Annotated in this window: 13 protein-coding genes; all 13 read right to left on the bottom strand. The window is 68.3% G+C overall.

All coding sequences use genetic code 11. The features are described from left to right. Nucleotides 1-468 (bottom strand): glutathione S-transferase family protein, encoded by a 468-nt coding sequence (locus ACFHPP_RS10555; RefSeq protein WP_437163222.1) that lies wholly within the window; start codon nucleotides 466-468, stop codon nucleotides 1-3. 100 nt (nucleotides 469-568) lie between these two features. Next, a complete protein-coding gene (locus tag ACFHPP_RS10560; RefSeq protein ID WP_437163223.1) occupies nucleotides 569-1,279 on the bottom strand; it encodes an alpha/beta hydrolase in 711 nt (236 codons plus the stop codon). Between the two features lie 24 nt (nucleotides 1,280-1,303). Continuing rightward, nucleotides 1,304-2,266, bottom strand: coding sequence for a ring-cleaving dioxygenase (locus ACFHPP_RS10565; protein ID WP_437163224.1), 963 nt, complete (start codon nucleotides 2,264-2,266; stop codon nucleotides 1,304-1,306). A gap of 19 nt (nucleotides 2,267-2,285) precedes the next feature. Continuing rightward, nucleotides 2,286-3,896 (bottom strand): MFS transporter, encoded by a 1,611-nt coding sequence (locus ACFHPP_RS10570; protein ID WP_437163225.1) that lies wholly within the window; start codon nucleotides 3,894-3,896, stop codon nucleotides 2,286-2,288. Continuing rightward, nucleotides 3,893-4,291 carry a DoxX family membrane protein gene (locus ACFHPP_RS10575; protein ID WP_437163226.1) on the bottom strand — a complete coding sequence of 133 codons (399 nt, stop codon included), beginning with the start codon at nucleotides 4,289-4,291 and terminating at the stop codon, nucleotides 3,893-3,895. The genes ACFHPP_RS10570 and ACFHPP_RS10575 overlap by 4 nt, the downstream gene beginning before the upstream one ends. 1 nt (nucleotide 4,292) lies before the next feature. Then, nucleotides 4,293-6,257: an amidohydrolase gene (locus ACFHPP_RS10580; RefSeq protein ID WP_437163227.1), complete on the bottom strand. Its 1,965-nt coding sequence runs from the start codon at nucleotides 6,255-6,257 to the stop codon at nucleotides 4,293-4,295. Between the two features lie 2 nt (nucleotides 6,258-6,259). Further along, nucleotides 6,260-6,658 carry a RidA family protein gene (locus tag ACFHPP_RS10585; RefSeq protein ID WP_437163228.1) on the bottom strand — a complete coding sequence of 133 codons (399 nt, stop codon included), beginning with the start codon at nucleotides 6,656-6,658 and terminating at the stop codon, nucleotides 6,260-6,262. Nucleotides 6,659-6,762: 104 nt separating this feature from the next. Beyond that, the gene (locus tag ACFHPP_RS10590) at nucleotides 6,763-7,599 is read right to left on the bottom strand and encodes an alpha/beta fold hydrolase (RefSeq protein ID WP_437163240.1); all 837 of its coding nucleotides are present in this window, start codon (nucleotides 7,597-7,599) and stop codon (nucleotides 6,763-6,765) included. 158 nt (nucleotides 7,600-7,757) lie between these two features. Beyond that, complete coding sequence (locus tag ACFHPP_RS10595) at nucleotides 7,758-8,414, bottom strand: hydrolase (RefSeq protein ID WP_437163229.1); 657 nt, start codon at nucleotides 8,412-8,414, stop codon at nucleotides 7,758-7,760. Between the two features lie 136 nt (nucleotides 8,415-8,550). Beyond that, nucleotides 8,551-9,204: a hydrolase gene (locus tag ACFHPP_RS10600; protein ID WP_437163230.1), complete on the bottom strand. Its 654-nt coding sequence runs from the start codon at nucleotides 9,202-9,204 to the stop codon at nucleotides 8,551-8,553. Between the two features lie 231 nt (nucleotides 9,205-9,435). Beyond that, on the bottom strand, nucleotides 9,436-9,792 hold the full coding sequence (locus ACFHPP_RS10605) for a response regulator transcription factor (RefSeq protein WP_437163231.1): 357 nt from the start codon (nucleotides 9,790-9,792) through the stop codon (nucleotides 9,436-9,438). A gap of 150 nt (nucleotides 9,793-9,942) precedes the next feature. Next, nucleotides 9,943-10,566 (bottom strand): response regulator transcription factor, encoded by a 624-nt coding sequence (locus ACFHPP_RS10610; protein WP_437163232.1) that lies wholly within the window; start codon nucleotides 10,564-10,566, stop codon nucleotides 9,943-9,945. Then, entirely contained in the window at nucleotides 10,563-12,182 is a 1,620-nt protein-coding gene (locus ACFHPP_RS10615; RefSeq protein WP_437163233.1) for an MASE4 domain-containing protein, read from the bottom strand. The genes ACFHPP_RS10610 and ACFHPP_RS10615 overlap by 4 nt, the downstream gene beginning before the upstream one ends. Nucleotides 12,183-12,345: the final 163 nt, after the last annotated feature.

Consider the following 12,345-nt stretch of genomic DNA (forward strand, 5'->3'; position numbering starts at 1 on the left):
TCAGCGGCGCGCCTCGCGCGCCGGAACCTTCTGCACCGCCGGATCGGCGGCCAAGCGGTCATGCAGCGCCTGCACGTTCGGGACTGCTTCGAGGCTGCCCGGCAGGAGCTTCCTTGCCCAGCGCATCATCGGAAAGGCGTAGGCGTCAATGACCGAACGCCCGCCGTCGAGGATGCCGAACCGCTTCCTGACCAGGTCATGTCCGGCTTCAACCACCGCCTGCCGTGCCGCATCGCTGTCGTCGCGCGTGGAGCGATCGGGCATGAAGATCGGCCGGAAGGAGGCGTGAACGTCCGAGGTCAGGAAGGCGGACCAGCGATGCGCGTCCGCCCTGGCGCGCGGGCCCTCACCGCCGGCCAGTCGGGCCTCGGGATGCTTGTGGGCCAGGAAGTCAAGGATCGCTCCGGCCTGCGTCAAGAGCCCGCCATCCTCCTCGCGGAGGGTCGGCACGGCGCCGCCCGGGTTCATGATTCTATCCTTGAGAGCGGGGCCGCAGCCCCGATGGCCTTCCATCCACCCCCTGGAGGGCGGTCCTAGGCCGCGGCCCATGCGGATCCGTCGCTGCGCCTCAGCCTTGGTCATCGGCACCACCGGGGCGCGTCCCAGGCCCATCCTGCCCTTCCAGCTTCGCGAGCTTTGCCAGCAGGCCGCGGACGTGTTTCACCTCGTCGTCATTGATGCCGTGGCCCATGCCCGGGTAGATCCGCTCCGCGACGACACCACCGAGGCGGCCGAGCACGCTCGCGCTCTCATGCACGCGGGCGAGTGGGATGTGCGGGTCGACGTCGCTGCAACCCAGCAAGACCGGCGTGCCACCCAGATCGCCGGCATAGTCCCGCGGCGTCTCCTCCGGCCCGATCAGGCCACCGCTCAGGCCGATCAGGCCGCCGTAGCGCCGCGCTCGTCGCGCTGCGTATTCCAGCGCGAGGCAGGCGCCCTGCGAGAAGCCGAGCAGGACCACCCGCCCGGGCGCGAAGCCCGCCGCCGCAAGATCCTCCAGCAGGCGGTCCAGCACACCGAGCGCGGAGGACAGGAAAGGTTCATTGCGCTCGACCGGCGCCAGGAAGGAGAGGGGATACCAGCTTCGGCCCGCCGCCTGGGGCGCCAGGTAGGCGAGGTCGGGCTGCGCGAAGACCTCAGCGAGGGAGAGCATGCCCTCCGCCTCGGCACCGCGGCCATGGATCATCACCACCGCCGCCCTCGCGCGGTGCAGCGGCGCGCCCGCCGTGGCGATGGGCTGGCCGGCATGCGGCCCCTGTCCGGCGGTCGCGTCACCCATGGTCGGTCTCCCCTGTGCGGCGCATCAGAGCGGCTTCAGGCCGCGCTCGATCGCGGCACGCCGCGGCTCCAGGAACGGCGGGAGGGACAGGCGTTCGCCGAGCGCTTCGAGCGGTTCGTCGGTGGCGAAGCCCGGGCCGTCCGTGGCGATCTCGTAGAGGATGCCGTTCGGCTCGCGCGTGTAGAGGCTGCGGAAGTAGAAGCGGTCCACCGGCCCGCTGGAGGGGATGCGCAGCCGTTGCAGACGCTCGACCCACCCGTCGTACTCATCGTCCCGCACCCGGAAGGCAACGTGATGGACGCCCCCTGCACCAGGATCCGCCTGCGGCAGGTCCGGCTCGACCCGCACATGCAGTTCCGCCGCCGGGCCGCCCTCGCCCATCTCATAGACATGCACCGAGACGCCGGGCGCATCGGCCGCCGCGTAGCGCCGCACCTGGCGCATCGCCATGACATGGAGGAGGAACCGATCGGAGGGGGCGAGGTCGGGCACGCTGATGGTGATCGGGCCGAGGCCGCGGATCTGGTGCGCCTCGGGCACGGTGCTGCGGGCCCAGGGGTGAAAGGGGCCGGCGCCGCCATCGTCGAGCAGCGTCAGCCGCTGGCCTTCCGGATCCTCGAAGTCGAGCTGGGGCCGCCCGTCCACCTCGCGCACGGGGCCGTGCGGCACCTTGGCCTCCACGAACCGCGCGGCCCAGTAGTCCAGCGCGGGCTGGCCGGCCACGCGCAGCGCCGTCCGCACGATGGCGTGCGTGCCGCGCCGCTCCGGCCCCACCGGCCAGTCGAAGAAGGTGAGGTCGGTGCCGGGGCTGGCCGCGCCATCCGCGTAGAACAGGTGGTAGGCGCTGGTGTCGTCCTGGTTCACGGTCTTCTTCACCAGCCGCATGCCGAGCACGCGGGTGTAGAAGTCGTGGTTGCCGCGTGCATCGGCGGACACGGCGGTGAGGTGGTGAATTCCGTGAAGCTGCATCGTGGTGTCCTTCGTCATGTTCGTCACTCTCCTGAGCCTACAACGCGATCAGGTGCGTGACGCGCGGCGGCTCCGGCCCCTCATGCAGCGCCGTCACCTTCGCCTGCAGCGCCTGGTCGGCCACCGTGACGCGATGGTGCTGGCGGATGTGTTCGGCCCAGCTGGCAAGCATGAACCATTCTACAACGCGGTCCGGTGCCTCGGTATCCGCGAAGACGCCCCAGGCCAGTGCGCCATCCCGCCGCCGCGTGGCGCCGAGCGGCGCGATTGCGGCATGGAAGGCCGGCTGGCGTTCCGGGGCCACCTGGTAGGCGATCTGCACGACGATCGGACCACGCTCCGGCTCCAGCGGCATCGCGACTTCGGGCTCGACCCAGTGCCGCGACGGATCGAGGCTTTCGCCGCCGGAGGGCAATGGCAGCGCCCGCATGGCGAACGCCGCCGCGGCACCGAGGGCCGCCGCCGTCAGCAAGGCCGCGGGAACGCCGATCAGGCTCGCGGCCTGGCCCCAGGCGAGGCTGCCGAGCGTCATCCCGCCAGAGAACACGGTAAGGTAGATCGCGAGCCCGCGGGCCCGCACCCAGTTCGGCAGCACGGATTGCGCCGTGGTGTTGACCGTGGTGAGCACCGCGATCCAGGCCACGCCGGCGAGCACGCACAGGGCCACCGCCGCGACCTCCGACGTGATGAGGGCCAGCCCCGCCTGCGCCACGGCGCTGCCCAGCGCGCCCGCCAGCATCAGGCCCTCCGATCCACCCAGCCGCTGGCGAAGCCAGGGCAGGGCCAGCGCGCCGCCGACGGCGCCGGCGCCGATGCCCGCCAGCAGCACGCCATACAGAGTCGGCCCGCCGCCCAGCACCTGCCGGGCCACCAGCGGCAGCAGCGCCCAATGCGCGGCGCCGAAGACGAAGAACACGACCGACCGCAGCAACACCCGCCGCAGGGGGGCCGAGTTCGCCGCGTAGCGCAGCCCGGCGCGCATGGCCCCCGGCAGGCTCTCTCGCGGTCCCTCGGCCACGGGCGCCGCCCTGCGCCACCACAGCAGCGCCGCGATGACAATGACGTAGCTGAAGGCATCCACCAGGTAGGTCGCCGCGACGCCAAGCGTGGCGAGGATGAGCCCGCCGAGCGCGGGGCCGATGGCGCGGCTGGCATTGATCCCCATGGAGTTCAGCGCCACCGCGGCGCTGAGATCGGCCCGCGGCACCATCTCGGGCACCGAGGACTGCCAGGCGGGTGCGGCCAGCGCGGCGCCCACGCCGCCGGCCAGCACGAGCGCGATCAGCAGCCAGGGCGTCATGACGCCCAGCGCGGTGACGATGGCGAGGGTCAGGGACACGCCGCAGAGGAAGACCTGCACCCAGATCAGCATCCACCGCCGGTCCAGCAGGTCCGCGAGCGCACCCGCCGGCAGGGCCAGCAGGAAGACCGGCAGCGTGCCGGCCGCCTGCACCAGCGCGACCATCACCGGCGAGGGCGCGAGGGAGGTCATCAGCCAGCCCGAGCCGACATCGCGCATCCAGGTGCCCACATTGCCGATGACCGTCGCGGTCCAGAGCACGGCGAAGACCCTCTGGCGCAGCGGCGCCAATGCACTTCCGGAGGGGGCACTTCCGGAGGGGGCACTCGCGGAGGGGGTGGCGTTCATGGTGCGTCTCCCAGGATGTCCGCGCGCGCGACGTAGACGAAGGCGCCCATGAGCCCGAGGTGCTCGAAGAAGGCGTTGGTGGTCGCGGTGCGCGCCTGGCCGGGCGGCCGTTCCCAGAAGCGGTTGGCGATGAGGGCCCCCGCCAGGGTGAAGGCGGCCAGCGCCAGCGCCGCCGCCCAGCGCCAGTGGCCCGTGAGGATCAGCGCGGAGGCGCCGAGTTCCAGCATGATGGTCAGGGCCGCCGCCAGCGGTGGCAGCGGCAGGCCGAAATGCCTCGCCTCCGCGACCGCGCCGGGCAGGTCGAGCAGCTTGGTCAGCCCGCCCTGGATGTAGGCGGCGCAGAGGCCCGCCAAGGCGAGCCAGCCGATGATGGGATGCGCCAGAAGGCTCTGCATCTCACACCGCCCAGCAACTGCAGCCGAATGCGCCCCAGAACCCCTGCTGGTCGCGCACCGGCGCCTCCAGCCGTGCCCAGGCATGGGCGTGGCCGTGGATGCCACAGGCGCTGCCGCAGCCGCAGGCCGACGCGGTGCCGACACCCTCGGCAACCAGGCTGCGCGGCAGGCCCTGGCCGCGGCGCTGATAGCCGCCGAAGGTCCGACCGGGCGACCAGTCCGGCAGCACCGGCGGCGGGGGCGGTGCCAGCGGGGCAAAGCCGCCCGCACCATAGACCACCTTGCCGCCGAGGATCGTCAGCACCGCCTCGAGATCCACGATCTCGTCCTCCGGCACGCGGAAATAATCATCCGAGAGGACCACGAGATCCGCGAGCTGCCCGGCAGAGATCCGACCCTTTTTGCCCACCTCGGTGGAGAACCAGGCGTTCGCTTCCGTCCAGAGGCGCAGCGCCTCCTCCCTGTCCAGGCGGTTGGCGGGCGGATGCATCCGCAGCCCGCCCACCGTCCGGCCGGTCACCAGCCAGGCGAGGCTGACCCAGGGATTGTAGGAGGCGACGCGCGTGGCGTCCGTCCCAGCGCCGACAGGCACACCGGCCGCCAGCAAGCGCCGGACCGGCGGCGCACGCTCGGCCGCGGCGGTGCCATAGCGGGCGGCGAAGTCCTCGCCCTGGAAGGCCAGGCGGTGCTGCACGGCAATGCCGCCACCGAGCGCCGCCACGCGGTCGATGTTGCGGTCGATGTTGCGGTCGCTGATCGTCTCCGCGTGGTCGAAGATCCAGTGGAGATCACCGATGGGCTGGTCGCGGTTGATCTTCTCGAACACATCCAGCGCGCGGGTGATCGTCTCGTCATAGGTGGCGTGCAGCCGCCACGGCCAGCGGTTCTCCACCAGCTTCCGCACCACCGCTTCGAGCTGGCCTTCCATGCTTTCCGGCAGCTCGGGCCGCGGCTGGCGGAAGTCCTCGAAGTCGGCGGCGGAGAAGACCAGCATCTCGCCGGCTCCGTTGTGGCGGAAGCTGTCGTCGCCCTGGCCGGGACTGACCATGCGGCCCCAGCGGGAGAAATCCTCCAGCTCCTCGCCGGCCTTCTGCGTGAAGAGGTTGTAGGCGATGCGCAGCGTCAGCTCGCCATCCGCGTGCAGGCTGCGGATGATCGCGTAGTCGTCGGGATAGCTCTGGAAGCCGCCGCCGGCGTCGATGACGCTCGTGATGCCGAGGCGGTTGAGCTCCCGCATGAAGTGCCGGGTGGAATTGCGCTGCGCGTCGGGATCGAGCTTTGGCCCGCGCGCCAGCGTCGCGTAGAGGATCAGGGCATTCGGCCTGGCGAGCAGCAGACCGGTCGGCTCGCCATCCGGGCCGCGCTGGATCTCGCCGCCGGGCGGGTCCGGCGTGTCGCGGGTGTAGCCGACCGCGCGCAGGGCCGCGCGGTTCAGCAGCGCCCGGTCATACAGATGCATGATGAACACGGGCGTGTCGGGCGCCGCCGCATTCAGCTCATCAAGCGTCGGCAACCGCTTCTCGGCGAACTGATACTCGGTGAAGCCACCGATGACGCGCACCCATTGCGGCGGTGGCGTCACCTGCGCCTGCCGTCGCAGCATCGCCATCGCGTCGGACAGCGACGGCACGCCGTCCCAGCGGAGTTCCAGATTGTAGTTGAGACCGCCACGGATCAGGTGCGTGTGGCTGTCGATGAGGCCCGGAATCACGCGCCGCCCGTCGACATCGACAATCTTCGTCCGCGCCCCGGCAAGCGCCATGATCTCGGCATCGGTGCCGGCGAGGAGCACCTTGCCGTCCTTGATGGCCACGGCCTGGGCCTGTGGATTCGAAGGGTCCAGCGTCGTGATCCTGCCGTTGAACAGGACGAGATCGGCTTCGGAAGTCTCCGGCACGGTCTGAGCCTCCAGCAGCGAGGGGAATGGTCCGGCCGGGCCGACCGACGGCGCGGACAGGTACGTCATGACTATGGGCGGCCCGGCATGCGCGCGATCACCTTGAACTCGAAGTCGAATCCGGCGAGCCAGATGACGCCGATCGCGGTCCAGGTTGGGTGGGGTGGCTCCCGGAAGGCCTGGCTCTTGACCTTCATGACAGCCTCGAACTGGGCTTCGGGGTCGGTGTGGAAGGTGGTCACGTCGAGAATGTCGTCGAAGCCGCACCCGGCAGCCTCGAGCGTGGCCTTGAGGTTGTCGAAGGCGCGCTGGACCTGACGTTCAAAGCCGGGCTCGGGGCCGCCATCCTCGCGGCTGCCGACCTGGCCAGAGACGAAGAGCAGGTCGCAGGATCGGATCGCCGCGGAATAGCCGTGCTTCGCGTACAGGGCGTGACGATTGGGCGGAAAGATCGCTTCACGCGCGGCCATGGGCTTACTCCTTGGTCTGTCTGGGCAGGGTGGCGCTGCGGCGGGACGAGACGGAAAACGCGGCCTGGGCCGAGGCACCACCCCGGCAACGGCCGCGTTCCGGGTCAGCCCCTTACGAAGGCGAGCAGGTCGCGGTTCAGCACGTCGGCATTCACGGTGAGCATTCCGTGCGAGAAGCCCGGATAGGTCTTCAGTGTGCCGTTCTTCAGCAGCCTGGCGGCCAGCCGCGCCGAATTGTCGATCGGCACGACCTGATCATCCTCACCGTGCATCACCAGCGTCGGCACGGTGATCGCCTTCAGGTCCTCGGTCTGGTCGGTCTCCGAGAACGCCTTGATGCCCTCGTAGTGGGCCTTGGCGCTGCCGTTCATGCCCTGGCGCCACCAGTTCTGGATCACGCCTTCCTGCGCCGCCGCACCTGGCCGGTTGAAACCGTAGAACGGCCCCGCCGGCACATCCCGGAAGAACTGTGCACGATTAGCCGCCAGCCCATTGCGGAATCCGTCGAACACCTCCATCGGCAGCCCGCCGGGATAGGCCTCGGTCTTGAGCATGATCGGCGGAATCGCGGAAACCAGCACGGCCCTGGCAACGCGACCGGCCGGCTGGCCGTGTTTCGCCACGTACCGCGCCACTTCTCCGCCGCCGGTGGAATGCCCGATATGGACCGCGTTGCGGAGGTTCAGGTGCTCGGCCACCGCGAAGGCATCCGCCGCGTAGTGGTCCATGTCGTGGCCGTCGGAGACCTGGGCCGAGCGGCCATGGCCGCGCCGGTCATGCGCGACAACGCGATGGCCGCTCTGCAGGAAGAACAGCATCTGCGCGTCCCAGTCATCGGACGAGAGCGGCCATCCGTGATGGAACACGATGGGCTGGGCATCGCGCGGGCCCCAGTCCTTGTAGAAGATCTCCACGCCGTCGCTGGTTGTCACGTAGGGCATGTCGTTCGGTCCTTCTGCATGTCTCGTGGATGCGCCGGCTGCGCCTGGCAGTGCGGCGAAGGTGGCCACCGCGGCCGCCGCCAGCTCGATGGCCTGGCGCCGGGTCGGAGACGGTGGGGTCGTGGAGGCTGGCTGCTCGGATGACATCGCGCATCTACTCAATGGCCTTCGGAGGCGCCGAACATGGTCTTGGCATAGGTGATGCCGAGTCCGTAGGCGCCACCTACCTCGCGGGCGATCCCGGTCGTCAGTTCGTAGGTCTCGCCCCGAGCCCAGTCGCGTTGCAGTTCCAGCAGATACTGCAGGGCCGTCATGGGTTGGGCGCCGGCCTGGATCATGCGTTCCATCGCGCGGTCATGCGCCTCGTTCGAGATGTCGCCGCATGCATCCGCGATGACGTAGACCTCGAAGCCCTGGTCGAGGGCTGAGAGCGCCGGGCTGACGATGCACACCGAGGTCCAAAGCCCGGCGAGCACGATGCGCGTCTTGCCAAGCCGGTTGACCTCAGCGACGATCGCCGCGTCCTCCCAGGTGTTCATGCTGGTGCGATCCAGCATGCCGTGGCCGGGGAAGGCCGCCGCGACCTCGTCGAACATCGGGCCGGAAAAGCTCGTTGCCGCGACAGTGGTCAGGATCGCTGAGACGCCGAAGCCGTGCGCCGCGCGGCCAACCAGGGCCACGTTGCTGCGCAGTGCCACTGCGTCGATCGACTTCGTCGCAAACGCCATCTGCGACTGAAAGTCGATCATGATCAGCGTGTGGTCCTGCGGCGTGAGCAGCCGCTTTCCAGGGATTGTCGTGGCTTCCGGCATCATCTTGATCCTTTTGTGTCATGGCCGGCATGGACGTGCCGCGGGGCAGCGGGTCGATGGCTGATGCATTGGGGGAGTCCGAACTTCAGGTGACGGAACGCTCGGCCATGGCACACAGGTCTCGGCATGCCCGCTCAGATCATCCCGCGGTGCTCGGCACCGGCGTGTTGAGCAACTGCTGTTCCCACAGGAAGGCGATGCCGCTCCCGGCGGCGTGCTGCAGCATCACGTCGTTCAGTGACATCGCGGTTTGCGCCCGCGCCCAGTCGCGCTGCCATTCGGCGGCCAGCGCCATCCAGGTCATCATGTTCACGCCGGCGGCGATCATGCGCTGGATCGCGATCTCATGGGCCTCCACGGAAACCGCGCCCGATGCATCGGCGATGACCGTGACGTCCCAGCCTTCGCCCGCGGCCTGGATTGCCGGCATCGCCACACAGACCTCGGTCCAAAGACCGGCCATGATGAGTTGCTTGCGACCGATCTCCTTTACGACGTCGACCACCTTCGGATCTTCCCAGGTGTTGATGAACGTCCGGTCGATCACTTCCTGGCCCGGGAAGACATCGGTGATCTGCGGAAAGATGCGGCCGCCACGATCAGCCACCACGCTCGTCAGGACGGTCGGGACGTTGAAGACCTTCGCAACCTTTGCCAGCGCCGCCGAATTGTTGACCACGATATGCGGGTCGTGGCTGTTCAGGTTTGCGAGCTGGTACGGTTGGTGGTCGATCAAAATGAGGACCGAGTCCTCGGGACGAAGAAGCGAAGCAAGTCCGTTGCGGAAAGCCATGGTTTCATCCTCTGCCACCGTTGTGCGAGAAGCGGGGCGCGGGCGCCCTCGCCCGGATCGCTGCTGCATGGGCCGGAGAGTGGAGAGGAAGGCTGGGTCGGAACAATTGTCTCTTGGTATCGCACGCCTTGAACCTGCGGCTACCGCGAGCGCACGCCCTGCGTCGTGACGCCCACTGAGAAGGGCCTATCGCCACGGCGGGATGCGCCAGCAGAACGAAGATGGGAGCGTTCAGGCATCTTTCGCGAGAGCCGAGAGGATGCACGCGAGCAGTTCCTCCGGTGCCAAGGGCTTTGGCAGGTAGCAGTGGACGTGCGCATCGAGCGCGCTTGATCGGGCTGTGCCATCGGGGTGCGCGGTCATGATGATGGTCGGCACCGGAGTGCCGCCGCTGAGCAGGTGCCGATGCAGTTCAAGCCCGGTCATGCCTGGCATCCGCATGTCGACGATCAGGCAGGCTGTCCTCGCGCGGCTGCTGGACTGCAGAAACGTCGCCGCACTTGCAAATTCCCTCGCCGTGAACCCGAGCGACCGGACGAGGGCGGCGACGGCCTCGCGTCCCGACTCATCGTCGTCGACGATCGCCACAAGCGGTCTACTTCCCATCGGTCCCTTCGCCGTTCGCATCGGCCCTGATACGCATTCGGGCGCGAGTACCGCAGCCAGGCGGGATCATCCCGCCGATGACAGCCTTGGTCAGCGGGCCGGGTAGCGGCAACTATACCAAGGTATGCCGGCCTAGAGTTTCGGACCGTCGGCAGCCAGGCGGTCAGTCATGCGGACCAGTTCCGGCAAGGACCGTGCCTGCATCTTTGCCATCACCTGGGCGCGATGGACCTTCACCGTTACCTCGGCAAGCTGGAGCTCCGCAGCTATCTGCTTGTTCAGGTGCCCGGCAGCGACGAGCGCCATGACTTCGCGCTCCCTGGCGGTGAGTGTGCCGAATCGTTCGCGCAACGTGGCAAGGGCGGCGGATGCTTCCCGGCGGACGCGGTCGAGTGCAAGCGCGCGGTGGACGGCATCAAGAAGATCCTGGTCTCGGAACGGCTTGGTGAGGAATTCGATCGCCCCCGCCTTCATCGCGGCGACCGACATCGGGACGTCGCCATGCCCCGTTATGAAGATGATCGGCAGTAGAATGCCGGCGGTCACAAGCTCTCGCTGAAGGTCGAGCCCGCTTTGCCCCGGCAGCCGCACGTCCAATACGAGGCATCCAGCCGCGTCCGCCATCCGCTGGCGATGCTCGAGCAGGTCGCGCGTGCACGCGAACGCCTCGACCACGTGGCCAACCGAGCGCAGGAGGCTTTCCAGCGCTTCGCGGACCGACAGGTCATCATCCACGACGAAGACAACAGATGTCACGTGACAGCCTCCTCCGCCGATGAGCCGGGGTCTCGATCGCAGGGCAGCGTGAAGTGGAAAATCGCACCGCGCGGGGCATTCTCGGTAGCCCAAATGCGCCCTCGATGCGCCTCCAGGATCAGGTGGGAGACGGTCAGCCCGACGCCCAGGCCACCGGCCTTTGTCGTGAAAAAAGGCTCGAAAAGCCGATCTCGATACGCCGGAGGCAAGCCGGTTCCCGAGTCTCCAACCGATACGAGCACCTCGCCGCCCGACGGCGCTGCGGACCGGACCAGAAGCACCCGCTGCCCACCGGACACGGACCGCATGGCGTCGATCGCATTCACGACCAGGTTGCAGGCAACCTGTTCGATCTGCACGCGATTCACGGACACCGGCGGTAGATTTGGGTCGAGCTCGGTCCGTACGGCCACATGGGCCATCCGAAGCTCGTCCCTGTAGCGGTCGAGCATCTCGCGGATGAGCAGGTTGAGGTTGAGCCGAGCGTGGTCCTGCCCGCCCTTGCTGAACGTGGCACGGATGCCTTCGATCACCTTCCCGGCGCGGTGGCCGTCCCTGGCAATGCGGGCCAGCGCCGCGCCGGCTTCGTCCAGATCGGGCCTATCGCGCGCAAGCCAGCGAAGCCCCGCATCGGCGTTGGTGACCATGCTCGCCAGCGGCTGGTTGATCTCATGCGCGATCGATGCCGAGAACGCCTGCAAGGTTACCAGTCTTGCCTCATGCGCGCGACGCTCGGCCGCCATGGACCGCGCAAGCCGAGCCGCCAGCGACGCCGCCTCGGCGAGCAGGACCATCAGGACCACGCTCGCTGCGGTCAGGCTGTAGAGCCGCCCGGCCCACCAGCCGACGCTCAAGCGCAAGCCGGAACTGATGAACGAGAGCAGGAGAAGGTCGATCGCGAGGGCGCAGATGACAACCGTCAGCCAAAGATCCAGGACCGACCGTCCGAACAGCCCGAGCAGCAGCACCAGCAACGCATACAGGACAAGGGCAACGCCAGGCACATACATCCAAAGGTCGGTGATGCGCCCGCTGTCCTCCGTGAAGCGCGGAAGCAGGTCCTGGTTCTCGACGATGATCCAGGTGACGCCAACGACCGTCGCCGCGACCGACGCGATGCAGCCGACGATCAACGCTGGGACCAGCTCGCCCGGCGCTACCTCCCTGCTCCCTCGCAGCAGGGCGTATGTCAGCAGGAACAGTGGGCAGCCGATGCGTCGAATCGCGGCAATTGCGGCAGTCGTCTGCTGGCCTGCGTCGGAGAAACCGAGCTGCGCGAGCACGCCGGGGAAGCTGATGGCCCAGGGCACGGCCAGGAGTCCCGAGTAGACATAAGCCATCGCGAGCACCAGGATTGCCGGTGACCGCTGGATGGCGAACAGTGACAGGAGCAAGGCCGCGGTGAGGAATTCGGTGGTCAAGGCGGCGGCAGCGTAGGCCAGCACCAGCGTCTCGGTGCCTTCCAGCTCGTTGCGTGCGAATGGTGCGACCAGCAGCATTGCGACAAGCAGGAGGACGACCACAGCGGCCGCGAAGATTTTTTGTCGTTTGTTCGGCGGGGCGGTAGAGAGCAGGAGGATATGCTCATTCCGCTGCCCTATCTCCGCTCGTGCCATCCCTTGTCCCCGGCCCTGCTAGTCTGATCCTTGTATCGGCGCGCCAGAGGGACGCAACACGAAGCTAAACTCGACCGCGATGAGACCCGACAGGACGAAGGAGAGCGCGGTGGCCTTCGGTTGAACCAGCAGGGACAATGTCCTTGGAAACCATAGCTAGCTG

It is taken from the genome of Falsiroseomonas sp. E2-1-a20 (genome assembly GCF_051433195.1).
Taxonomy (GTDB): Bacteria; Pseudomonadota; Alphaproteobacteria; order Acetobacterales; family Acetobacteraceae; genus Falsiroseomonas.